Origin of the sequence: Nesterenkonia halotolerans, from assembly GCF_014874065.1 — a bacterium.
Lineage (GTDB): Bacteria > Actinomycetota > Actinomycetes > Actinomycetales > Micrococcaceae > Nesterenkonia > Nesterenkonia halotolerans.
The window spans coordinates 867,760-890,658 of the sequence record NZ_JADBEE010000001.1; the positions used below are offsets into that span (position 1 = coordinate 867,760).

The following is a 22,899-nucleotide window of genomic DNA, read 5'->3' on the forward strand; positions in this document are numbered from 1 at the left end:
TGAGCGAGGTCTCCCCTACCCGCTGCGCGGGACCACCACGGACGCGTCCCCGGTGGACGAGGGCGGCTGCTCCCGGAGGTCCCGGTCCGTCATCACGTCGAGGATTCCCGACCACCGGTCGGCAATGGTCTCCTCGCTGAGTTCAACCTCGGCGGGAACGTCCTCCTCAGCGAGTTCACGCAGCGGCCAGATCCCCCGGTGTGGCTCCTCGTCGGTCGGGCCCCTGTCGACGGTCACCGGCAGCCAGTCCATGGAGCTGACCCGGGCGCCGTCGTCGTCGACCTCCACAGTGGCGTAGGCGACCGTACCGCTGGCGGCCTCTGGGGCGCAGCAGGCCTCGTCCTGGTTGGAGAGGAAGTTCCCCATGGACCACACCAGCCACATGCCCTCCTCCGCCGGGCCTCCGTCGAGGCGTTCCACCGGCTGGGGCGTGTGTGGGTGGCTGCCGAAGACCGCGTCGATCTCGCCCCCGACCGCGAGCTGCTCACCGTAGTCCCGCTGCGCTTCCGCGGGCGCGTCGGTGTACTCCTCACCCCAGTGCACCGAGGCGACGACGACGTCGGCACCCTCCTCACGCGCTCGGGCCGCCTGCGTGGTGAGCTCCTCGGGGCCGACATCGGAGACTCGCCACGGCTCATCCTCCGGAGGTGGGTACCCCTGGTTGTGGAGCATCGTCGTGGCCAGATGCGCCACGGTCACCTCCCTGCCACCACGTTCCAGCCTGTAGAGCTGGGGCTGGGCAGCTTCGGCCGGGGTGCGCGCAGTGCCTGCATGTCCGAGTCCGGCCTCGTCGAGGACCTCGAGCGTGCGTTCCTGACCGTCCGTCCCCTGGTCGAAGGAATGGTTGTTCGCGGTGGAGCAGCCGTCGAATCCGACCTCAGCGAGATCGGCGGCGATCTCTGCCGGGGCGGCGAAGACCGGGTATCCGACCGGGTCCACGCCTCGCGGTGCGATCGGCACCTCCAGTCCGCACAGCGCAAGATCGGCACCGTCGATGAGATCTTCGACTCCGCTCATCAGCGGCGCGAACGAGTAGTCCTGCCCATCGGCGAGCTCAGCGGCCTCGTCGAGGATGTTGTCATGGAGGAGCACGTCGCCGGTGGCCGCGATGGTGAACTGATCGGACGCGGATTCTCCAGGCGCCGGCTCTTCGGCCGCTGACAGTTCGTCCGCGGCGTCGTCGCCGTTACGATTGCCGCCGTCGGCGTTGGCGCAGCCGGAGAGTGCGAGCGCCGCTGCCAGCACCCAGCTGAGGAACACGGGGACCGAGCCCCTGGCGCTCTGTGCATCCGCCATCGTCTACGATCTCCTAGCGTGGCTACCCGTAACGTTCTCCTGACGCGCATCCTGGCGGTGGCCGCCTGCGTGACTCTCCTGTTGATGGTATCGGGCGACGATGAATCCCCGGACGCGGGACCCCAGGAAAGCTCCACGTCAGAGGTCCCCACCGAGCTGGAACGGGAGCCCGCGCCAGCGCAGGAGAGCCCCGACTCCGTCCATGTGCTGGTGAACAAGCAGAATCCGCTGAGTCCCCGGGACTACGCGCCCGATGACCTGCGCAACGTGGACGCGCCTCACGAGTTCGCCGACGCTCCCCTGCGCGAGGAGGCCGCCGGAGCCTATGAAGAGCTCCATGCGGCGGCGGCCGAGGAGGGGATCGATCTCTGGGCGACCACCGCGTACCGCGACGGGGACTTCCAGGAGACGCTGTATGAGCAGCGACGCCTCGAGGACGGCCCTGAGGCTGCGGACCGGGTCAGCGCGCGGCCGGGGCATTCCGAGCACCAGACCGGCCTGGCCGTGGACGTGGCCGACCTGCAGGACCGGGAGTGCTATCTGCACCCCTGCTTCGGCGACTCTGAGCAGGGACGATGGCTGGCGGATCATGCGTATGAGTCTGGCTTCATCATCCGCTACCCGGAAGGGGCCGAGGCGATCACGGGCTTCGCCTACGAGCCCTGGCATCTTCGCTACCTCGGCACGGAGACCGCACAAGAGGTCCACGAGAGCGGACTCACTCTGGAAGAGTTCTGGGACCGGTCGCCGGCCCCGGACTATGCGGAATCCTACGAGCCCGACGACGCGGAGTCCTCCGTGCCGGACTACGCGGAGTCTTCCGCGCCGGACTAGCGCTCCAGGTCGGCCAATCGGCTCAGCGCACCGCGGGCGAGATCGCCGTTGACGGTGGGCCAGAAGTCGGGCATGGAACGCTTGAGGAAGCCGCCATAGCGCGCGGTGGCCAGACGTGAATCGAGGATCGCCAGCACGCCCTTGTCGTCAGAGGTGCGGATCAGCCGACCGGCACCCTGAGCCAGTCGGGTCGCCGCGTGGGTGGCGGCGACCTGCATGAAGCCGTTGCCGCCGTTCTTCGCCACCTCCTGGCTGCGCGCACTGAGCAGCGGATCGTCCGGGCGCGGGAAAGGAATGCGATCGATGGCCACGAGCCGGCAGGCCCGTCCCGGGACGTCGACTCCCTGCCAGAGGCTCATGGTCCCGAAGAGGCAGGTCTCCTCATCCTCAGCGAATTCGCGCACCAGCGCCGACATCGTGGAGTCGCCCTGGCAGAGGATCGGGACGTCGAGACGCTGGCGGAGGTCTTCGGCGGCGTCCTCGGCGGCACGGCGCGAGGAGAACAGCGCCAGGGTGGCCCCACGGGAGGCCTCGATGAGCCCGGCGAGTTCATCGCGCTGAGCCTGGGCGGTGTTCATCGAGGGTGCTGGCAGGTGCTTGGCGACGTAGAGCACGCCTTGTTTGGGATAGTCGAACGGACTTCCCACATCCACGGCATCCCAGGCGGGGGCCTTCTCTCCGGCCAGACCGAGCGCACCCGCCACCGGGTCGAAACTGTCGCCGATGGTCAGGGTCGCAGAGGTGAGGATGACCGTGCGGTCTCCGAAGAGTCCTTCGCGCAGCCGTCCGGCCACCGAGGTGGGAGCCACGTAGATGATCGGCGGCTCCTCCAGGTCGGCCTCCTGATAGCCGCGTCCCGGGACGAAGGATCCCTGCCGGTTGAGCCACACGACGTCCGGGGTCTCTGGAGACTCCAGGATGCGGTTGGCTGTCTCCAGCACGGCCTGCATGCGGGACCGGGCCGTGCTCCGACCGGGATCCGCCTCGCCGTCGCCGGAGGGCTTGGAATCCGAGAGCGCGGTGCGCGCCGCGTTGCGGGCCAGCTCCACGGCCTCACGCTGCTGCGGGTTCAGCCCGCGGGCCAGCAGTCCCGAGTCCACGCGGTGGAAGGCGGCCTCCACCGCCGTGCCAGCGCTCTGCAGCGCCTCCACGTTGATCGCCGTATGCCGGCGCGCCGAGGAGGCGGCGGCCTTGATCATCTGGGCGGAGAGCTGCGCAGTGACGGCAGAGGTGACGCGGTCCGCGAGCTCATGGGCCTCATCGACGATGACCGCATCGTGATCGGGCAGCACATCGAGCCCCTCGAAGGCATCGATGGCGAGCATCGCGTGGTTGGTGACGACCAGGTCCGCGTCCTTGGCCTTCTCGCGGGCGCGTTCGGAGAAGCACTCGGCCGCCATGGGGCATTTGCGGGCACCGATGCAGTCCACGGCGTTGACCGAGACGTGCCGCCAGGCGCGGTCGGTGACCCCCGTGGGCAGATCATCGCGGTCACCGGTCTCGGTGACCTCGGCCCATTCGCGCAGGGTGACGATCTCCCGGCCCAGCTGCGAACCGGGCTCCAGCGCGGCCCCGCCGGTGGGCTCATCGGCGAAGGAGAAGAGGGCCTGCTCGTCGTCGTCCTCGGGGAAGCCGCCGTCGATCTTGTGCTTGCACACATAGTTCGAGCGACCCTTGACCAGCGCGACGTCGACCGGTCGGTCCACGTGATCGGCGATGTTCTCCAACAGCCGCGGCAGGTCCCGGCCCATGATCTGAGCCTGCAGAGCCAGCGTGGCGGTGGAGATCAGCACGGGCTTCTCGGCGTCCAGCGCGTGGACCACGGCCGGCACCAGGTAGGCCAGGGACTTGCCCGTGCCGGTGCCGGCCTGGACCAGCAGGTGCCGGCGCTTGCGCAGGGCCATGGCGACGTGTTCGGCCATGGTCACCTGCCCGGGACGCTCGACACCGCCCATGGCGCTGACCGCCCGCCCGAGCAGCTCGGTGGTCTCCCGGTACCCGGTGGACCGGGTGGTGGGCACGCTCAAGCCTTCGGCTCGGGCTGGACCTGGTACTCCGAGAGGTCTGCCACCAGTTCGCGGCGGACCAGGACCTTCAGCAAGGTGCCTTCCTCGAGGTACTCCGTGGAGAGGATCTCGGCGTCCTCGGCATGCAGCCGGGAGACGACATCGCCCTGGGCGTAGGGGACCATGAGATCCAGCGGCACGCTGGGCCGCGGGATGGAGTTGCTGATCAGCTCGCGGAGCTCCTCGATCCCCTCCCCGGTGTGCGCCGAGACCACGATCGTGTGCGGTTCGCGCCGGCGAATTCGCTCCACCACGTCCCAGTCGGCGAGGTCGGCCTTGTTCAGCACGATGATCTCGTCCACCTCGTGGGCGTCCACCTCGGCCAGCACCGTGCGCACGGCGCGGATCTGGCCCTCCGGCTCGGGGTGCGAAGCGTCGACCACATGCAGGATGAGGTCAGCGTCGGCGACCTCCTCCAGCGTGGAGCGGAAGGCTTCGATGAGCTGAGTCGGCAGCTGCCGGACGAAACCCACCGTGTCCGAGAGCGTGTAGCCGATGCCGTCGGGGGTGACCGCCTTGCGCGTGGTCGGATCCAGGGTGGCGAAGAGGGCGTTCTCCACCATCACTCCGGCGTCGGTGAGCCGGTTCAGCAGTGAGGATTTGCCGGCGTTGGTATATCCGGCGATGGCCACCGAGGGCACCGCATTGCGCTTGCGATTGGCACGCTTGGCGTCGCGGGCGGGCTTCATGGCCGTGATGTCGCGGCGCAGCTTCGCCATCCGCTTGTTGATGCGTCGGCGGTCGAGCTCGATCTTGGTCTCACCGGGACCGCGGGATCCGATCCCGGCGCCGGCGCCGCCGACCTGGCCACCAGCCTGGCGGGAGAGCGACTCGCCCCAGCCACGCAGACGCGGAAGCATGTATTCCATCTGGGCGAGCTCGACCTGGGCCTTGCCCTCGCGGGACTTGGCGTGCTGGGCGAAGATGTCCAGGATCAGGCCGGTGCGGTCGATGACCTTGACCTTGACGATGTCCTCCAGGCCGCGGCGCTGGGAGGGCGCCAGCTCGGAGTCCACCACCACGGTGTCGGCGCCGAGCTCGGCCACAGCTTCGCGGATCTCCTCGGCCTTGCCGGAGCCGAAGAAGGTGCCCGGGTCGGGCTTGGCCCGGCGCTGCAGGAAGCCATCCAGGACGGTGGATCCGGCGGTCTCGGCCAGGGCCGAGAGCTCGCGCAGCGAGTATTCCGCCTCGGCGACCGTTCCCTCGCCCCAGAGGCCGGCGAGGACCACGCGTTCGAGTCGAAGCTGCCGGTACTCGACTTCGGAGACGTCTTCGAGCTCGGTGGAGAGTCCGTCGACGCGGCGCAGGGAGCGCCGTTCGAGCAGATCGTAGTTCTCCCCCTCTGAGTCGGAGTGGGAGGTGTCCTGAGCGAGCTCGCGTGCCTGTTCACCCAGGATGCCGCGGCGCTTGAAGTCCGGCTCGGCCTCGAACCGGGTGGTGCGTGCCGGGGCTTCCTCGCGTGCTCGGTCAGCGGCGAGGATGCGTTCGATGGTGGCATCCACCGAGGACTGCACGTTGTCCTGCGCTGCCTGCTCGTCGGGGGTCTCGCTTGAGGGTTCTGGCGTGTGGTTCTGCTTGGTCATGATCTCCTTAGGACCAGTTTTCGGGCTGGCCCTGCCCGCTGTGGGTATCCATCCTACGTTCAGCCACGGACACGAGTAAGTGTGCGGGGCCCCTGTGGATACGCTGCGGGACTTGTTCGAGGATGTGGATGACTTCCATCGCCGGCACAGACGTCCGGCGGGCTGGTGAGGGGTGACTCAACCGCGAGGGCGGGAGTACGTCAGGTGAATCCACATGGGGACAAGTCTACTACGATTCACCCTGTGAGCTCCCAGCATTATTTCTCCGCCTCTCCCGAGGGCCCCTTCACGCGTCGCCGAGTGGAGGTGACGCTCGACGGACGTCCCGTCGCGGTCAACACCGCGGGCGGGATCTTCTCCCCGGAGGGTGTGGACAAGGGCACTGCGGTGCTGCTCAAGCACGCTCCGGATCCTGCAGCGACGGGCAACCTGCTGGACATCGGCTGCGGCTGGGGTCCCATCGCGCTGGTGCTGGCGATGCGCTCCCCGGAGGCGACCGTCTGGGCAGTGGATGTCAACGAACGCTCACGGACCCTGTGCGCGGAGAACGCCGCGGCGCTGGGACTGAGCAATGTGCGGGTGATGGCTCCCGAGGACATCCCCTCAGACCTGCACTTCGACACCATCTGGTCCAATCCCCCGATCAGGGTGGGCAAACAGGCCTTGCACGACCTGCTCGAGCACTGGCTGCCACGCCTGCAGCCCGGCGGCGCGGCGTGGCTCGTGGTGCAGAAGAACCTTGGCGCAGACTCGCTGCTGGGCTGGATCGGCGAGATGCTGGGCGGTGCGGCGGGTGAGTTCCGCAGCGACCGCGCGGAGACCTCCAAGGGCTTCCGACTGCTGCGCATCGCCCGGAGCTAGCGGACTCGCGGCTCAGCGGATTCACGGCTCAGCGGCCTCGACGGCTCTGGCGCTCAGCGTCTCAAGAGTTCGGCGGCTCAGCTCAGCGTGCCGCGGAGCACCAGCTCGGCGGGGCCGGCGAGTTCGACATCTTCGGCGCCGTCGGGCCGGGCGGTGAAGCGGACCGTGACCTGCCCTCCGGGCACGTCGACCTTCCAGGCGGTGACCGAGTCATCCGAGGCCCAGACGCGCACCGCTGCTGCGGCCGCGCAAGCCCCGGTGCCGCAGGACATGGTCTCCCCCACCCCGCGCTCATGCACTCGCATCCTCACCCGCCCCACCGGCTCGCCCGCCTCGTCCGTGCTCACCAGCGGGTCCGCCGGGACGACGAACTCCACATTGGTTCCATGGGGCGGCACGGGATCGACCTTGGGCTCCTCATGCAGATTGAGGCCTTCGAGCACATCAGTGTCACCAAGGGCGACGACGGTGTGCGGATTGCCCATCGAGATGCTCAGCGCAGGCCGGGGCTCGTCGAGTCCGGAGGCGATCACCAGTGAATCGGAGGCATTGGACGAGGCGAGCTCAGGGTCGATGAAGGACCAGACGCCCATCCCGATCGCGTAGCCCTCGGGCACCTTCCGCACGCTGCGCAGCCCCGCACGGGTCAGCACCGGAAGCTCCTGACCCTCGGAGAGCTGCACCAGGTCCTCCGCGATGAGGAAATGGGCGAAGGCGCGGACACCATTGCCGCACATCTCAGCGATCGACCCGTCTCCGTTGCGGTAGTCCATGAACCACAGCGGAGCGTCTTCGGTGCTGGTCAGCTCGGGATCCTCGGCGAGCATCCTGGAGACTGAGGCGTCACCGAAGACCTGGTGGGCCGGCACGGCACGGATCACGCCGTCACCGCCGATCCCGAGGTGCCGGTCGCACAGCGCGGCGACCTGGTGGGCTTCGAGCTCATGCTCACCGGCAGGATCCGCGAGCATCACGAAGTCGTTGCCGGTGGCATGGGCCTTGGTGACGATGATGCCGGCAAGCGCATCGAGGCCGGTGAGGTGGTGGGCCACGCAGTTCTCCTTCATAGCTTCAAGACTTCATCGCTCGTACGAGGGACGCAGATCCCTGCGTCGTCTCATGGTCTTCAACGCCCGGCAGCGCCGATCGCTTCCAGGGCGGCATCGGTGAGGTGCTCCGACGGAGCACTCAGCCAGCTGACGCGTGGATCCGCACGGAACCAGGTCTCCTGGCGTCGGGCGAACTTTCGGGTGGCAACAGTGGTGGACTCCACGGCTTCAGCTTGGTCGATCTGCCCGTCAAGAACCTGAAGGAACTGCTGGTACCCGATGGCGCGCGAAGCAGTCCTGCCCTCCCGCAGCCCCGCGGCTTCCAGCGCCTGCACCTCCTGCAGCATGCCCTGCTCGGCCATCTGCTGCACCCGCAAGGCGATGCGCTCATGCAGCAGGGCTCGGTCCACGTCGAGGCCCAGCTGCACCACGGGACCAAGACTTGGTTCATAGGTGCGCTGCGGCATGAAGGAGGAGAACGTGCGTCCGGTCAGCTGGACCACTTCCAGAGCGCGCACAAGCCGACGATCATCCTTGATGACGGCGGCTGACTCCGGATCGGCTGCACGCAGCTCCAGTCGCAGGGCGGCGGCGCCCTCTTCTTGGAGGCGTTCGGTGAGCCGGGTGCGCAGCTGAGGATCGGTGGGCGGGAACTCGATGACGTCGATGGCGGCCCGCACGTAGAGCCCGGAACCGCCCACCATGATCGGGGTCCGTCCTCGGGAGCGGATCTGCTCGACGATCTGACGTGCCTGCTCCTGGAACGCTGCCACGGAGGCTTCGCTGGTCACCTCGAGCACGTCGAGGAGATGATGCGGAATCTCACCTGTTTCCGCGGGGGTCACCTTGGCCGTGCCGATATCCATGCCCCGGTAGAGCTGCATGGAGTCGGCGTTGATGATCTCCCCGTCCAGCCGACGCGCCAGCTCGATCCCCAGCGCAGACTTGCCGGAGGCGGTGGGCCCGACGATGACGACCAGCGGTGTCATCAGGGTCCGACGCGAAGGGTGGGCATTCCCAGCGACACTGCTGCCGCGCTGGAGCCGCTCACCTGTGTGGTGCCGACTCCGCAGGAGTCTGCCTGCCAACGGTCCCAGGCGTCACCCGCCGGAGAACGGCGCAGCCGGTAGTCCTCGGCGCCGCTCGGGTCCGCAAGCAGGTGGAAGCCTGCGGCCTTGGTGATGGTCACCGTGACGAAGTCCCCCGGACGCGGCGCGGGCTCCCCGGCCGGAACGGAGAAGTGCACGAGCCGGTTGTCGGGCGCACGCCCCGAGAGGCGGCCTGTCTCCGCGGATTTGGCTCCGGAGTCTGCAGTCACCAGGAGTTCCTGGGAGGTGCCCAGCAGCGTGGCGTTCTCCTCGGCGCAGATGCGGTCCTGGAGGGCGCAGAGCCGCTCGAAGCGTTCCTGCACGACGGCCTTGGGGATCTGGTCCTCCATGGTGGCGGCGGGAGTTCCTGCCCGCGGAGAGTACTGGAAGGTGTAGGCCGAGGAGAATCGTGAAGCTTCGACCACGCGCATGGTCTCCAGGAAATCCTCTTCCGTCTCGCCGGGGAAGCCGACGATGATGTCGGTGGTCACCGCAGCATGGGGCATGCGCTCACGCACCTTGTCCAGGATGCCGAGGAACTTCTTGGACCGGTAGGAGCGGCGCATGTCCTTGAGCACCTTGTCGGAGCCCGACTGCAGCGGCATGTGCAGCTGTGGCATGACGTTGGGCGTCTCGGCCATGGCATCAATGACGTCATCGGTGAAGGAGGCCGGGTGCGGGCTGGTGAAGCGCACTCGCTCCAGGCCCTGGATCTCTCCGCAGGCGCGCAGCAGTTTGGCGAAGGCGCCGCGGTCGCCGAACTCCACGCCATAGGTGTTCACGTTCTGCCCCAGCAGGGTCACCTCCACCGCACCGTCAGCCACCAGTGCACGGACCTCGGCGAGGATCTCGCCCGGGCGCCGGTCACGTTCTTTGCCGCGCAGCGAGGGAACGATGCAGAAGGTGCAGGTGTTGTTGCAGCCCACCGAGATCGAGACCCAGCCGGAGTGCACCGATTCGCGCTTGGTCGGAAGAGTGGAGGGGAAGGTCTCCAGAGATTCGAGGATCTCGAGCTCCGCCTCGGCATTGTGGCGCGAGCGTTCAAGCAACGTGGGCAGCGAGCCGATGTTGTGGGTGCCGAAGACGACATCGACCCATGGAGCTTTGGCGAGGACCGTGTCCTGGTCCTTCTGGGCGAGGCAGCCGCCGACGGCGATCTGCATGCCCTCGTGCTTGGCCTTGGTCTGGCGCAGCATGCCGAGGTTGCCGTAGAGCTTGTTGTCCGCGTTCTCCCGCACCGCACAGGTGTTGAAGACCACCAGATCGGGGGTCGCGTCGCTTGAGGCAGACGTGTACCCGGCTTCCTCAAGCAGACCGGACATGCGCTCTGAGTCATGGACGTTCATCTGGCAGCCGAAGGTGCGCACCTCGTAGGTGCGGGCCTTCACCGCCGGGGTCTCTGCGGTCGCAGGGTGCAGGGCGGTGGCATCGGCGCGGTCCATCACTACATCAGTCATCGCTGAGAATTCTACGCGCTGGCGCGTTCGTCGAGCACCTCGCGCACGATCTGGAAGGCTGTTCCGGGGGCATGGCCGCGTCGGGCCAGCATGGAAACGAGGCGCCGGGTGATCTTGTCCCGTTCGGCCCGCTCCTCAGGCCCTGAGCCGGCGGGGACCGGCTTGTCTCGCAGCTTGCGCTCAACCAGCTCACGTGCGGCCGCGAGCTCATCCTCGTCACTGAGCTGCTCCAGTGCCTGCTCCGTGTCAGGTTCGCTGACGCCCTTCTCGCGCAGTTCGCGGCGCAGCGCCGACTTGCCCAGGTTTTTGATCTCGTGACGCCCCCGCACCCAGGTTCGGGAGAACTCGGCGTCATTGATCAGATGGACTTCCTCCATGCGATCCAGGACCCGGGTGATGACCTCGGAGGAGAACTCCTTCTCAGTCAGCGCCGTGGCCAGCTGCTGCCGGGTCTTGGGCGACCCGGTGAGCTTGCGCAGCACCACGGTGCGCGCCTTCTCATACTGCTGCTCAGGACTCAGCGCCTCGAGGTCACCTGCCACCTCCTCGGCATCGTCCTGGTCTTCCGTGCTCAAGGGCTCGGAATCCACGCGGTCCGCAGAGAGATCGGGAACCTCCGTGCGGGAGGACTCGCCGCCGAGGTTCTCGCTGCCCGGCGTCAGCCCAGGAGCCGATCCTCCCGCGGCGAGGGCCTCCGAGCTGGATCCTTCCGCGGCGGAAGGTGCGCTCTCCGGGCTCGCGTCCTCGGGGAACTCCCCCGCGGGCTTGCTCACATCGAGGAAGTCCGGCACCGGAGCGTCCGGGTCTCGTTCCTCGATGCGAGTCAAGGCCTCGCGCAGCGCGTTGATGGTCTGCTGCTGGTCACCCATGGAGACCTCCTATCAGGCGTCGACCGCCTTCAGTGCGGGACCGCCCTCTTCCTCCAGCGGAGAGATCAGGCCGAGCTTCTCGCGGATGCGGCGCTCGATCTCATCGGCAAGGTCAGGGTTGTCCTTGAGGAAGGTGCGGGCCTTCTCCTTACCCTGCCCGAGCTGGTCACCGTCATAGGTGAACCAGGCGCCGGACTTCTTGACCAGGCCGTTCTCCACGCCCACGTCGATGAGTCCTCCCTCGCGGGAGATTCCCTCGCCGTAGATGATGTCGAACTCGGCCTGCTTGAACGGCGGAGCCATCTTGTTCTTCACGATCTTGGCGCGGGTGCGGTTGCCCACCGCGTTGGTGCCCTCTTTCAGGGTCTCGATGCGACGCACATCCACGCGGACCGAGGCGTAGAACTTCAGCGCCTTGCCGCCCGAGGTGGTCTCCGGGGAGCCGAAGAAGACGCCGATCTTCTCACGCAGCTGGTTGATGAAGATGGCGGTGGTCTTGGTCTGGGAGAGCCGTCCTGCGATCTTGCGCAGCGCCTGTGACATCAGACGTGCCTGCAGGCCCACGTGGGAGTCACCCATCTCGCCCTCGATCTCCGCACGGGGCACCAGGGCCGCCACGGAGTCGATGACCACGATGTCGATGGACCCGGAGGAGACCAGCATGTCCATGATCTCCAGGGCCTGCTCACCGGTGTCTGGCTGGGACACCAGGAGTGCATCGGTGTCCACGCCGAGCTTCTGCGCATACACCGGGTCCAGGGCGTGCTCCGCGTCGATGAAGGCGGCGATGCCGCCCATCTTCTGCGCATTGGCCACCGCGTGCAGGGCGACCGTGGTCTTGCCCGAGGACTCGGGTCCATAGATCTCCACCACGCGACCGCGGGGGAAGCCACCGATGCCGAGTGCCGCATCCATGGCGATCGAGGAGGTCGGGATGGTCTCGATCGGCGCGCGGGTGTCGTCACCCAGACGCATGACCGAACCCTTGCCGTACTGCTTGTCGATCTGGGCCAGCGCTGCTTCGAGCGCCTTTTCACGATCCTGGCTCACTGCCATGATTCACCTCGATGATTCGTTGTTGGTATGTGGTGCCAGATTAGGCGGACCCTCTGACATGCCCGCGTGCACCAGGGGGCCTGTGCACTCAATCGAGCTCCACCCCGCCGTCCGGGCCTTCTGGGGAAAACTCTAACGCATCGGATCGAACATATCTTCGACTGCGACCCGCGTGTCTCCGCCGAAAAGTTCCGGGGTCTCCACTGCACAGACCGGGTCCTTCACCGCACAGGCCGGTGCGCCCGCGACGTGGACTGGATCCTTCACGGCTTGGGTGCGATATCGCGGCCCAGCCGCCGATCCACGGGCACGTCCTGCTGATCACAGACCGCTTCCCAGACGTCGCGCGGGCTGACCCCGGATTCCAGGGCCGCCTTCGCCGTCTTCTGGTATTCGCTGAGGACCAGAGAGTCGGCAAGGACATGAGCGTAGCCGGCGCCGAACTCTCCCTCCATGAGGAACCAGAATCGACTTTCTCTCATGAATCTCCCTCGTTCGCTTGGGTCTTCGCGGCCTGGTGCTCCGCCGACCCGTTGCCCAGGGCCGGGTCGTTCTCGGCGTCGAACTCGGTATAGGTGCGGTTCAGCTTCGCCAGCAGTCCGGAGAGCAGGTTGATCTCCTGCTCCTCCCAGGGCTGCAGCATCTGCAGGTAGCGCTCGGCTCGATCCCCCTGGGCGGACTCGAGTCGACTGCGTCCTTCCTCGGTGAGCGAGACCATCTGCGCGCGTCCATCGTCCGGGTCGGTGGCCTTCTCGACGAACCCGCGGGCCTCGAGGGTGCTCAGCTGACGCGAGAGGGTGGGCTTGCCGATGCCCAGATGCCGAGCGATCGCCGTCATCCGCTGTGGGCCCATCTGCTGCAGCGTGGCCAGGACCGAGTACGAGGCTGGCTCGATCTCCGGGTCGATCTGCCGGGCAAGCTGCAGCGCGTTGAACCGGCGCCGGACGAAGAGTCTGTTGAACTCCTGCTCGAGTTCATGGACTTTGGCGCGACGATCAAGGCTTTCCATGCAGCTCAGTCTAAGACAGTAATGACACGGCAAGGGAGGGCCACCCCAGAGGGGGACCCTCCCTTGCTCGCTTCGGTGAGAACTGTGGTCACTGCAGATCAGGCCAGGCAGTCACCACGGAGCGTCAGGAACCGCTGCGTGCAAGCTCTTCGCGCGTCATGTTGTCGGGCACCCGGTCGGGAACCACTCCGCCGCCGAACTCGCGCTGGAATTCGGTGGGCACGGTGTCGGGCACGTGCAGCCCTTCAGCGTTGGCGATGCGCTCTGCGACCTGGGAGAGCATCGTGGAGAGCGGGACATCGAGCGCCGAGCAGATAGAGGCCAGCAGCTCCGAAGAGGCTTCCTTCTGTCCGCGTTCGACCTCGGAGAGGTATCCCAGCGACACTCGCGCATCGTGGGACACGTCGCGCAGGGTGCGGCCTTCTGCCTGGCGGATGCTGCGCAGGACGTCGCCGATCTCCTGGCGCAGGATCACGCCTTTGGACTCTCGGGTCTCGGTGGCGGCGACGCCGTCAACGTCCATATCTTTCCAACGGGTCACCCCGTTGACAGTGACTGGTTGTCTCACCATGGACTCACTCCTCTTTCGGTATGTTCCACCTGTGGTCAACGGTCTTCGCAGGTGTTTTCTTCCCGGTGCGGCTGCAGGTCCTCTGTCTCCACTCTAGTCCCGATCGCCGATCCCCGGAGGAACGGTGAGAAGAAAGTCCTCGATCAGTTTCAGGGCGCCCTCGACCGAAGCGTCGCGGATCTGTTCGCGGTCCCCCTCGAGGTCGAGCAGCAGCGAGCCGGAGAGCCATTCCTCGGCATCCGCGGCGCTCAGCCCGGCCTGCGGGGGAACGCATCCGGCGGGAAGACTCAGCCCGAGGCGTTGCGCCTGGGTCTTTCTGCAGGCCAGGCCAAGATAGACGGTCCCGACCTCCTTGCCCTCGTGGGGCTCCGGGCCGGCCACTCCGGTGGTCGAGATCCCGATGTCGGCGCCGGTGCATGAAGCTGCTCCGCGGGCCATGGCTGCCGCGACATCCGGATCGACGGCTCCGCACTCGGCCAGCAGCTCGGCGTCGACCCCGAGCACATGACGTTTTACGGCACTGGAGTAGGCGACGACGCCTCCCAGCAGAGCCACCGAGGTCCCGGGAACCTCGGCGATCCGCGAGGAGAGGCCGCCAGCGGTCAGCGACTCCGCGGTGGCCAGGGTCGCGCCCCGGTGCCCCAGGGTCTGGATGATCGCGGTCGGGACGGTGGTGCGCTGGGCCTCACGAGCCAGCATGCCGGCATCCCTGGAGCGCAGCAGGTCCTCGCTGGAGACCTCACCCATGGGCGTCCCGGTGGGGCGCTCCGGTTCCGCTCGCGCGGGAAGCGCGCACGCTGCGCCGCATCTTCAGCGCTGAGATGAGGTAGTCCACGCCGGTGATCACCGTGACGACCAGGGCGAGGATCATGATCCAGAACGCGACGTCGGCCAGCCAGCCGGCGAGCACCACCAGCGGCAGCAGCATCAGCTGCAGGCCAGCGGACTGCAGCACGGTCTTGAGCTTGCCGCCGCGGGAGGCGGGCATGACCCCGTAGCGGATCACCGCCATGCGCAGCACGGTGACTCCCAGTTCGCGGACCAAGATCACGATCGTGACCCACCAGGGAAGCTCGGAGAGCAGGGACAGCATGATCAGGCCCGCGCCGATCAGCAGCTTGTCCGCGATGGGGTCGGCGATCTTGCCGAAGTCGGTGACCAGATTGCGCGCACGAGCCAGGTCGCCGTCGATCTTGTCCGTCAGCACCGCCAGGGCGAAGATGACTGCGGCGGCCCAGCGCCAGCCGCCGTTGGTCGGCTCGGCGTCGCCGCCGAAGAGCTCGCCCTCGGAGTCCAGAAGCAGGAACCAGATGAAGACGGGCACCAGGGCGATGCGCACCATGGTCAAGATGTTCGCGATGTTCAGCAGCGGAGCCTGTCCGGTCTGCGCCGATGTGTCGCGGGGGGTGTCAGTCATGGGCCTCTCAGCGTCCGGTCAATTCCCACATATCCTCGCCGGATGTGGAGTCATGACCGTCATGATAGTCGTTCGCCTGGGGCAGCGCGGCAGTGCGCTCGGCCAGATCGCGGGCGATCAGATCAGCACTGGAGAGCGAAGCGCGGCTGACGCGGCGCTCCCCGACCGCCTGGGTGGGCGCGGTCTGTGTGGGCTCAGCCTGTGTGGGCTCAGCGGAACCCGGTCCGGTGGCGCTGGGTTCGGAGGAGACCGACTCAGTCGACCGGGGTTCGGACTGCCCGGACGCCGCGTACTCCACCGCTGAGGAGGCCGAGGGGGCGGAGGCCCCGGAGAGGGCAGACGTGCCCGCCGAAGGCGCCGAATGGCCCGCCGAGGGCGCGGAGGCCGCATATCCCGGCGTGTGGCTGCTGCCCGCGGCGCTCTGGTCTGCGCCGAGGACTCCGGTGGGCGCGGTCTGCACGGACTGTCCGGGCTCGTACTCGATCCCGGTGTTGTCGTAGGCCTCGGGTGCCGCCTCACTGGGCGCCGTCGCCCGGGGCTCTTCCCCGCGCATGGTGGCGAGCAGTCCGGGGAGCTCCTCCGGGGAGACCAGCACGTCGCGGGCCTTGGAGCCTTCCGAGGCGCTGACCACGCCGCGGGACTCCATGAGGTCCATCAGGCGACCAGCCTTGGCGAAGCCGACGCGCAGCTTGCGCTGGAGCATGGAGGTGGAGCCGAACTGCGTGGTGACCACCAGTTCGGTGGCCTGCAGCAGCACATCGAGGTCGTCTCCGATGTCCTCGTCGATCTTCTTCGACACCTTCTCCGGCACCACGTCCTCGCGGTACTGGGCCTTGAGCTGGGACTTCACGTGCTCGACCACCGCGTGGACCTCGGAGTCGTTGACCCATGCGCCCTGCACGCGCATCGCGTTGGGGCGTCCGGCCGGCAGGAAGAGCGCATCGCCCTGACCCAGCAGCTTCTCCGCGCCGACCGAGTCCAGCACGACGCGGGAGTCGGTGGCGGAGGAGGTCGCGAAGGCCATGCGGGAGGGGATGTTGGCCTTGATCAGACCAGTGACCACGTTCACCGAGGGGCGCTGGGTGGCCAGCACCAGGTGGATGCCGGCGGCACGCGCCAGCTGGGTGATGCGCACGATCGAGTCCTCGACGTCGCGCGGGGCGACCATCATCAGGTCGGCGAGCTCATCGACGATGACCAGCAGGTACGGATAAGGACGCAGATCGCGCTTGGAGTCCGGCGGCAGCTGGATCTTCCCCGCACGGATCGCCTTGTTGAAGTCATCGACGTGCTTATAGCCGAAGTGGGCGAGATCGTCGTAGCGGTTGTCCATCTCCTTGACCACCCACTGCAGCGCCTCGGCGGCCTTCTTGGCGTCGGTGATGATCGGAGTGACCAGGTGCGGGACGCCCTCGTAGGCGGTGAGCTCCACGCGCTTGGGGTCCACCATGACCAGGCGGACCTCGTCCGGGGTGGCACGCATCAGGATGGAGGTGACCATGGAGTTCACGAACGCCGATTTGCCGGCACCGGTGGCACCGGCGACCAGCAGGTGCGGCATCTTGGCGAGGTTGGCGACCACGAAGCCGCCCTCCACGTCTTTGCCCACGCCCATGATCATCGGGTGGTCGGTCTTGCGTGCGGCGTTGGAGCGCAGCACGTCGCCCAGGGCGACGACTTCCTTGTCCTTGTTCGGGATCTCGATGCCGATGGCGGACTTGCCCGGGATCGGCGAGAGGATGCGGACCTCGTTGGAGGCCACCGCCAGGGAGATGTTCTTCTCCAGTCCGGTGACCTTCTCCACCTTGGTGCCCGGGACCAGCTCCACCTCATAGCGGGTGACCGTGGGGCCGCGCGAGAACCCGGTGACCTGGGCCTCGACCTTGAACTGCTGGAAGGTCTGGTTCAACGCATGGACGACCTCGTCGTTGGCCGCGGTGTGTTCCTTGGCCGGCGGACCCGAGGGCAGCAGACCCTGCTCGGGGAGGGTGTAGGTGACGTCTCCGCCGAGCGCGAGCTGCTCCGAACGCACCGGCATGGCTGCGGCCGGGGCCGGGGCTTCACGCTCGGGGTTGTTCATCAGCGCCGCGGAGGAGGGCACTGCTGCCCCTGCAGCGGCGGTGGGCTGGGTCTCGGTGGTCGGTGCCGCCTTCTCCCGGGCGCGCTGGATGGCGAGCTCCTGGGCGGTGGGGCGGCGCACCCCGGCGGGCACGGCGGGAGAGCCGAAGGACTCCTCGGCGGCCTCCTCGGTCACCGGATCCTCATAGGCTCCGGCGGCGGCGCGCTGGGCCTCGGACTCGCTGGAGTGGTCATTGCCGAAGGACTCGGCATCCGCGGCCTCGGAGTCTGCGGACTTGGTGCCCATGATCTTGGCGAGCAGCGACTTCTTCGTGCCGGCCTCGGCGGCGGCGGGATCCTCGGCATGGCGGGCTGAGCGGCGGGGGCGAGCCACGGCGTCGTCGTCGGGGGACTTCCCAGCGGACCGGGCCGCGGACTTCGCGCTGGAGGGCTCGGAGGGGTCGCGCTGCTGGGAGGCTCCGCCGGAGGGCAGGTTCGGGTCCTGCTCCACTTCGCGGCGCTCCCCCACCAGGTAGCTCTTGGCCACGGCGGCGCGCTCGGGCACGCGGCGCAGCGGGGTGTCGGTGAGGATCAGCAGTCCGGCGAGCAGCGCCAGGATCAGCAGCGCCCAGACCGGATAGGGGGTGACCAGCGAGGCCAGCGGCACGCTGATCAGGTAGCCGACGACGCCGCCCGAGGTCAGCAGGGCGGTGAAGGTGCCGTCGGGGCCCACGGTGAAGGCCTCGTTGATCGTGGGCAGGCCATTGGCCAGGTGCACGATTCCTGCGGCGGAGACCAGGATGATGGTGCTGCCCGCGGCGATCCGGGCGTTGCCGGAGTGATCCTGCGGTGCGCGGAAATAGCGCACGGCGGCGATCAGCAGGATCAGCGGCAGGATCACCGAGGCCCAGCCGAAGGTGCCGGCCGTGGAGGTGTGGACGAGGTTGAACGTCCAGTGGTCGATGGCGCGCGCGCCCCACCAGTCCACCACCGCGGTGAGCAGGGCCAGCAGGAAGAAGACCAGCCCGGCGCCGTCGCGGCGGTCTTCGGGGTGGATCTTCACCTGCCGTCCGATGCCCCGCACCGCCGAGGCCACCGGGGTGGCCAGGGCCAGCCAGAGGCCGCGCGCAGCAGAGGCCAGCAGGTTCCCGCTGGGGGACTCTGCTGGTTCGTTGGAGGAATTCTTCGACGTCGTCCCGCGGCCGGACGCACTTTTGGAAGGCTTGCTTCCTTTGGTGCTGGCGGCTCGCGAGGGGGAAGTACGTGTCGCCATAGGGGCTAACTTACCCTCGATGCCGACTCAGGTCATCGATCGGCACACCTTTGGGCCCCGCTGACTGCGGGGCCCAAAGGTGCTGCGGCTCGACGCAGGGCGCGTGCGGGCCTGCTGCGCGGCGCGCGTACCGATCAGGTGCGGCGCGTACCGATCAGGTCTCGACGACCACCGGGACGATCATCGGCTTGCGGCGCAGCTTGCGTGCCACCCAGGAGCCCATGGTGCGGCGCACGATCTGCTGCAGCTGATGCGTGGTGTGCTCCTTGTTGTCCTGGATCGCCTCGGTGAGCGCGCGGGAGATCTTCGGCTTGATGTCCTTGAAGACCTGGTCCTCCTCGGCCACGCCGCGGGCGTGGATGTCGGGCCCGGAGATGATCTTGCCGGTCTGCCGGTTGACCACCACGACCACGGAGATGAAGCCTTCTTCGCCCAGGACGCGGCGGTCCTTGAGGTCGGTGTCGGTGATCTCACCGATGGAGGAGCCGTCCACGTAGACGTAGCCGCACTCGACCTGGCCCACGATCTGGGCCACACCCTTGTGCAGGTCCACCACGGTGCCGTCGTCGGCCATGATCACGCGGTCGCTGGGAACCCCGGTCTCCTCGGCGAGCTTGCCGTTGGCGATCAGGTGGCGAGTCTCGCCGTGGACCGGCATGACGTTCTTAGGCTTGACGATGTTGTAGCAGTAGAGCAGCTCACCGGCAGAGGCGTGTCCGGAGACGTGGACCTTTGCGGTGCCCTTGTGGATCACATCGGTGCCAAGCTTGAGCAGGCCATTGATCACGCGGAAGACTGCGTTCTCATTGCCCGGGATCAGCGAGGAGGCGAGGATGACGGTGTCGTCCTGACCCACCTGGATGGGGTGATCGCCGTTGGCCATGCGGGAGAGCGCGGCCATGGGCTCGCCCTGGGAGCCGGTGGACATCAGGACCACCTCGGAGTCCGGGTAGTTGTCCACCTTCTTCATGTCCACGAGGATGCCCTCGGGGACGTCCAGGAAGCCGAGCTTGGAGGCGATGCCCATATTGCGCACCATGGAGCGGCCGACGAAGGCCACCTTGCGGTTATGCGCCTGAGCGGCGTTGAGCACCTGCTGCACGCGGTGGACGTGGGAGGAGAAGGACGCCACGATGATGCGGCGGCTCGAGTTGCCGAAGAGCTGGTCCAGGGTCGGACCGATCTCCTTCTCCGGGGTGGTGAACCCGGGGACATCGGCGTTGGTGGAGTCGGTGAGGAACAGGTCCACGCCCTCTTCGCCGAGCTTGGCGAAGTGGCGCAGGTCGGTGATCCGGCCGTCCATCGGGAGCTGGTCCATCTTGAAGTCACCGGTGTGCAGGACGGTGCCGGCCTCGGTGCGGATGAACACTGCCAGTGCGTCCGGGATGGAGTGGTTGACCGCGACGAACTCGCACTGGAAGGGACCGAAGTCCTCCACATCGCCCTCTTTGACCTCGAGCGTGTAGGGCTTGATCCGGTGCTCGGCCAGCTTGGCCTCGATGAAGGCCAGCGTCAGCGTGGAGCCGATCAGCGGGATGTCGGGCTTCTTGCGGAGCAGATAGGGCACGGCTCCGATGTGGTCCTCGTGGCCGTGGGTAAGGACCAGACCGACGACGTCGTCGAGTCGGTTCTCGATGTAGCTGAAGTCGGGAAGGATCAGGTCCACGCCGGGCTGCTCCTCTTCAGGGAAGAGGACGCCACAGTCGACGATCAGCAGCTTGCCGCCGATCTCGAAGACCGTCATGTTGCGCCCGACCTCCCCCAGGCCGCCCAGGGCGACGGTGCGCAGAGTGCCGCGGCGTAATTTCGGTGGAGTGATGAGGCGCTGTGCTGCCAAGGTGATGTTCCTCCTCTAGACGTCCCTGTCGGGGCGTCCGTTGTGTAGGTCGTTCATGGTCTGCTCCGTGGGCTCTCCGGGGTGCGGATGAGCTCTCAGAGCTGCCAGCCTGCCTCTCGCAGGTCGGCGATGATCAGTTGTTTCTCAAGTTCGTTGGCCTGCACGAGCGGCAGGCGGACGCCGGGCTGCATCCCGGTGCCGAGCCAGTTGAGCACCTGCTTGCAGGAGACTGCTCCCTGCACGCGGGTCATCATGGCGCGGATGACGGGTCCGAGCTCGCCGTGGGCGATGCGGGCCTCGCGCAGGTCATAGTTCAGCACCGCGTCGACCATCCGGCGGAAGGTCGGGGAGGCCACATGGGCGGTCACCGAGACGACGCCGGCGGCACCCATGGCCATCCAGGCGAGTACGTTCTGATCATCACCGGAGTAGACCTCGAGGTCGGTCTTGGTCAGCACCTCGGTGGTGGCGGTGATGTCATTCTTCGCGTCTTTGAGCGACATGATGTGCGGGTGCTCGGAGAGCTTCAGGATGGTCTCGGTGGAGATCGGGATGCCGGTGCGGCCGGGGATGTCATAGATCATCAGCGGCAGGTCGGCGGCATTGGCCACGGCGGTGAAGTGCGCGAGCACACCGTCCTGGCTGGGCTTGTTGTAGTACGGGGTGACGACCAGCTGCCCGTCGGCTCCGGCCCGCTCGGCACGCTTGGCCATGAGCAGGTCGTGATCGGTGTGGTTCGTCGAGGTGCCGGCGATGACCTTGGCACGATCCCCGACGGCGGACTTGGCGGCCCGGACCAGGGATTCCTTCTCGTGGTCCTCCAGCGTGGAGGTCTCGCCGGTGGTCCCGGAGACCACCAGGGAGTCGTTTCCCTCATCGACGAGCTTGGCCGCGAGCGCCTCGAACGCGTCGAAATCGATCTTGTCATCCGGGGTGAAGGGGGTGACCATCGCCGTGATCAGATGCCCGAAATGCGGGTCGGTCTGATCCGGGTGCTGCACCTGTCCCTGGGTGAGATGAGGATCGAATTCGTGTGTGGGCTCGTTGTCGCTTGCCATAGGGCAAGCCTACCGTGCCCCTGTGCCGCTCCCCCATCCCGCATTGTGCCGGGCTGACGCGTCCCGCGTTTTACCCTGCCGCGTTTTACCGGGCCGAACGTGTTCTACCCGAGGGACCGTCCGGTCGGTAGACCGCGCAGCGGGTGGTAAAACGCCGCGGCCGCAGAAAGAATGCAGAGTCCAGCAAAGTTTTTTCAGGTTCCGCGTCAGGTGATCTCCGGCCGACGCCCAGGAGGCAGTAGCGTACGGTCTGTGATCACAGCCGGCACCGCCTCCGCACGCACTCGTCGCATCTCGGGAGTCGACGCCGCCCGCGGCCTCGCTCTGCTGGGGATGATGACCGTCCATGTGCTTCCCACCATCTCCGAGCCCGGTCACGAGGCCACCTGGGCGGGGCTGCTCTTCACCGGGCGACCCTCGGCCCTGTTCGCCCTGCTGGCCGGCGTCGGCCTGGCGCTGCTCAGCGGCGGCGCCGGACGCGCACACTCGAAGACGCAGCTCTCCGGGGACCGCAAGGCCATCGCCGTGCGGGCGCTGATCGTGGTGCTCATCGGGCTGCTGATCGCCTATCTGGACTCCGGCGTGGCGATCATCCTGGTCCACTACGGACTGCTGTTCCTGCTCGCGATCCCGTTCCTTCGTCTGGGCGCCGTCCCGCTGTTCGCTCTCGCGGGTTTCTGGGTGGCCGCCGCCCCGGTGGCGTACTGGTGGCTGCACAATGATCTGCGCAGCAGCCTCACCCAGTTCCCCGACACCTGGAGGCTGTGGCACTCCCCCTCGCTGACCGACCTCGCGGACCCCGGTCTGCTGGGCATGGATCTCGCGCTGACCGGGTACTACCCGCTGCTGATCTGGCCCGCGTACCTCTTCGCGGGCATGGCCATCGGCCGGTTGCAGCTGCAGCGCACGGGCACGGCGCTCAAGCTCGCGGGCACGGGCCTGGTCCTCGCGCTGATCAGCTATGGCGTCCACCTGTGGATGCTCTTCCAGTCCGAGTTCATCAGCGAGCTGGCGGGCCGCTACGGCTGGTCCACCGCCGAGCTGCGCGCCGAGCTGCTGGCCGGCACCTATCAGGTTCCACTGGTGACCGAGAACGCCTGGTTCCTGCTCGCCACCCCGCATCAGGGCTCCACGATGGACCTGATCCATACCTTGGGGACCTCGATGCTGGTGCTCGGGGTGTGTCTGCTGATCGCGGAGAAGCTGCGCTGGGTGCTGGCTCCGCTGATCGGCGCCGGGGCGATGCCACTGACGCTGTATGTGGCTCACCTCGTGGTGCTGCATTACTGGAACGGGGCTCAGGTGCCGGAGTTCATGACCTTCCTGGCCCAGTATTCCGCCACGCAGATGATCACGATCCTGATCCTGGGCGCACTGGCGGCGGGTCTGCTGCGGTTCCTGCTGCGCCGACGCGGCCCGTTGGAGGCCCTCACGCACGCGGCAGGCAACGCCGTCGCCCGCCGCTGAAGTCCCCGCCCCGCCGCTCTCCCGCGCTCCCGCGTTTTACCCGGCCCTCC

General features: G+C 67.5%; 19 protein-coding genes. 3 read left to right on the forward strand and 16 right to left on the reverse strand.

Annotation, left to right across the window (positions count from 1 at the left end; genetic code table 11):
- Positions 1 to 15: 15 nt before the first annotated feature.
- A complete protein-coding gene (locus H4W26_RS03950) occupies positions 16 to 1,296 on the reverse strand; it encodes a CapA family protein (RefSeq protein WP_192590834.1) in 1,281 nt (426 codons plus the stop codon).
- 18 nt (positions 1,297 to 1,314) lie between these two features.
- Here H4W26_RS03950 and H4W26_RS03955 point away from each other — a divergent pair, with 18 nt between their 5' ends.
- A complete protein-coding gene (locus tag H4W26_RS03955) occupies positions 1,315 to 2,130 on the forward strand; it encodes a M15 family metallopeptidase (RefSeq protein WP_192590835.1) in 816 nt (271 codons plus the stop codon).
- On the opposite strand, the gene H4W26_RS03960 is transcribed toward H4W26_RS03955, so the two are convergent.
- Both H4W26_RS03960 and hflX read right to left on the reverse strand, forming a co-directional pair.
- Positions 2,127 to 4,151 carry an ATP-dependent DNA helicase gene (locus H4W26_RS03960; protein ID WP_318779760.1) on the reverse strand — a complete coding sequence of 675 codons (2,025 nt, stop codon included), beginning with the start codon at positions 4,149 to 4,151 and terminating at the stop codon, positions 2,127 to 2,129. The genes H4W26_RS03955 and H4W26_RS03960 overlap by 4 nt on opposite strands.
- Before the next feature lie 2 nt (positions 4,152 to 4,153).
- Complete coding sequence (gene hflX / locus H4W26_RS03965; RefSeq protein ID WP_192590836.1) at positions 4,154 to 5,779, reverse strand: GTPase HflX; 1,626 nt, start codon at positions 5,777 to 5,779, stop codon at positions 4,154 to 4,156.
- A 243-nt stretch (positions 5,780 to 6,022) separates the two neighbouring features.
- Between hflX and H4W26_RS03970 the strand changes: the two genes are divergently transcribed.
- Positions 6,023 to 6,640 (forward strand): class I SAM-dependent methyltransferase, encoded by a 618-nt coding sequence (locus H4W26_RS03970; RefSeq protein WP_192590837.1) that lies wholly within the window; start codon positions 6,023 to 6,025, stop codon positions 6,638 to 6,640.
- 77 nt (positions 6,641 to 6,717) lie between these two features.
- Here the strand turns inward: H4W26_RS03970 and dapF are convergent, their stop codons facing one another.
- The 13 genes from dapF to dapA form a co-directional block, all read right to left on the reverse strand.
- A complete protein-coding gene (gene dapF, locus H4W26_RS03975; RefSeq protein ID WP_192590838.1) occupies positions 6,718 to 7,707 on the reverse strand; it encodes a diaminopimelate epimerase in 990 nt (329 codons plus the stop codon).
- Between the two features lie 59 nt (positions 7,708 to 7,766).
- A complete protein-coding gene (miaA, locus tag H4W26_RS03980; protein WP_192590839.1) occupies positions 7,767 to 8,678 on the reverse strand; it encodes a tRNA (adenosine(37)-N6)-dimethylallyltransferase MiaA in 912 nt (303 codons plus the stop codon).
- Positions 8,678 to 10,219, reverse strand: coding sequence for a tRNA (N6-isopentenyl adenosine(37)-C2)-methylthiotransferase MiaB (miaB, locus tag H4W26_RS03985; RefSeq protein WP_378625974.1), 1,542 nt, complete (start codon positions 10,217 to 10,219; stop codon positions 8,678 to 8,680). The genes miaA and miaB overlap by 1 nt, the downstream gene beginning before the upstream one ends.
- A 26-nt stretch (positions 10,220 to 10,245) precedes the next feature.
- A complete protein-coding gene (locus H4W26_RS03990; RefSeq protein WP_192590841.1) occupies positions 10,246 to 11,103 on the reverse strand; it encodes a regulatory protein RecX in 858 nt (285 codons plus the stop codon).
- Positions 11,104 to 11,115: 12 nt separating this feature from the next.
- The gene (gene recA / locus H4W26_RS03995; RefSeq protein ID WP_192590842.1) at positions 11,116 to 12,159 is read right to left on the reverse strand and encodes a recombinase RecA; all 1,044 of its coding nucleotides are present in this window, start codon (positions 12,157 to 12,159) and stop codon (positions 11,116 to 11,118) included.
- 263 nt (positions 12,160 to 12,422) lie between these two features.
- Entirely contained in the window at positions 12,423 to 12,641 is a 219-nt protein-coding gene (locus tag H4W26_RS04000) for a DUF3046 domain-containing protein (protein ID WP_192590843.1), read from the reverse strand.
- Entirely contained in the window at positions 12,638 to 13,168 is a 531-nt protein-coding gene (locus H4W26_RS04005) for a MarR family winged helix-turn-helix transcriptional regulator (RefSeq protein WP_192590844.1), read from the reverse strand. The genes H4W26_RS04000 and H4W26_RS04005 overlap by 4 nt, the downstream gene beginning before the upstream one ends.
- Before the next feature lie 124 nt (positions 13,169 to 13,292).
- A complete protein-coding gene (locus H4W26_RS04010; protein WP_192590845.1) occupies positions 13,293 to 13,739 on the reverse strand; it encodes a helix-turn-helix domain-containing protein in 447 nt (148 codons plus the stop codon).
- 93 nt (positions 13,740 to 13,832) lie between these two features.
- Entirely contained in the window at positions 13,833 to 14,486 is a 654-nt protein-coding gene (locus H4W26_RS04015; protein WP_225939586.1) for a CinA family protein, read from the reverse strand.
- Positions 14,479 to 15,156 (reverse strand): CDP-diacylglycerol--glycerol-3-phosphate 3-phosphatidyltransferase, encoded by a 678-nt coding sequence (pgsA, locus tag H4W26_RS04020; protein ID WP_192590846.1) that lies wholly within the window; start codon positions 15,154 to 15,156, stop codon positions 14,479 to 14,481. The genes H4W26_RS04015 and pgsA overlap by 8 nt, the downstream gene beginning before the upstream one ends.
- A gap of 7 nt (positions 15,157 to 15,163) precedes the next feature.
- Positions 15,164 to 18,487: a DNA translocase FtsK gene (locus H4W26_RS04025; RefSeq protein ID WP_192590847.1), complete on the reverse strand. Its 3,324-nt coding sequence runs from the start codon at positions 18,485 to 18,487 to the stop codon at positions 15,164 to 15,166.
- A gap of 154 nt (positions 18,488 to 18,641) precedes the next feature.
- Complete coding sequence (locus H4W26_RS04030) at positions 18,642 to 20,324, reverse strand: ribonuclease J (protein WP_192590848.1); 1,683 nt, start codon at positions 20,322 to 20,324, stop codon at positions 18,642 to 18,644.
- A 95-nt stretch (positions 20,325 to 20,419) separates the two neighbouring features.
- Positions 20,420 to 21,382: a 4-hydroxy-tetrahydrodipicolinate synthase gene (dapA, locus tag H4W26_RS04035; RefSeq protein ID WP_192590849.1), complete on the reverse strand. Its 963-nt coding sequence runs from the start codon at positions 21,380 to 21,382 to the stop codon at positions 20,420 to 20,422.
- Positions 21,383 to 21,634: 252 nt separating this feature from the next.
- Here dapA and H4W26_RS04040 point away from each other — a divergent pair, with 252 nt between their 5' ends.
- The gene (locus tag H4W26_RS04040) at positions 21,635 to 22,849 is read left to right on the forward strand and encodes a heparan-alpha-glucosaminide N-acetyltransferase domain-containing protein (protein ID WP_192590850.1); all 1,215 of its coding nucleotides are present in this window, start codon (positions 21,635 to 21,637) and stop codon (positions 22,847 to 22,849) included.
- The last annotated feature ends 50 nt before the right edge of the window (positions 22,850 to 22,899 follow it).

Coding starts and splice junctions, on each gene's coding strand:
- H4W26_RS03950 (WP_192590834.1), bottom strand. CDS start 1,296: ATGGCGGATGCACAGAGCGCCAGGGGCTCGGTCCCCGTGTTCCTCAGC.
- hflX (WP_192590836.1), bottom strand. CDS start 5,779: ATGACCAAGCAGAACCACACGCCAGAACCCTCAAGCGAGACCCCCGAC.
- dapF (WP_192590838.1), bottom strand. CDS start 7,707: ATGAAGGAGAACTGCGTGGCCCACCACCTCACCGGCCTCGATGCGCTT.
- miaA (WP_192590839.1), bottom strand. CDS start 8,678: ATGACACCGCTGGTCGTCATCGTCGGGCCCACCGCCTCCGGCAAGTCT.
- miaB (WP_378625974.1), bottom strand. CDS start 10,219: ATGGACCGCGCCGATGCCACCGCCCTGCACCCTGCGACCGCAGAGACC.
- H4W26_RS03990 (WP_192590841.1), bottom strand. CDS start 11,103: ATGGGTGACCAGCAGCAGACCATCAACGCGCTGCGCGAGGCCTTGACT.
- recA (WP_192590842.1), bottom strand. CDS start 12,159: ATGGCAGTGAGCCAGGATCGTGAAAAGGCGCTCGAAGCAGCGCTGGCC.
- H4W26_RS04000 (WP_192590843.1), bottom strand. CDS start 12,641: ATGAGAGAAAGTCGATTCTGGTTCCTCATGGAGGGAGAGTTCGGCGCC.
- H4W26_RS04005 (WP_192590844.1), bottom strand. CDS start 13,168: ATGGAAAGCCTTGATCGTCGCGCCAAAGTCCATGAACTCGAGCAGGAG.
- H4W26_RS04010 (WP_192590845.1), bottom strand. CDS start 13,739: ATGGTGAGACAACCAGTCACTGTCAACGGGGTGACCCGTTGGAAAGAT.
- H4W26_RS04015 (WP_225939586.1), bottom strand. CDS start 14,486: ATGGGTGAGGTCTCCAGCGAGGACCTGCTGCGCTCCAGGGATGCCGGC.
- pgsA (WP_192590846.1), bottom strand. CDS start 15,156: ATGACTGACACCCCCCGCGACACATCGGCGCAGACCGGACAGGCTCCG.
- H4W26_RS04025 (WP_192590847.1), bottom strand. CDS start 18,487: ATGGCGACACGTACTTCCCCCTCGCGAGCCGCCAGCACCAAAGGAAGC.
- dapA (WP_192590849.1), bottom strand. CDS start 21,382: ATGGCAAGCGACAACGAGCCCACACACGAATTCGATCCTCATCTCACC.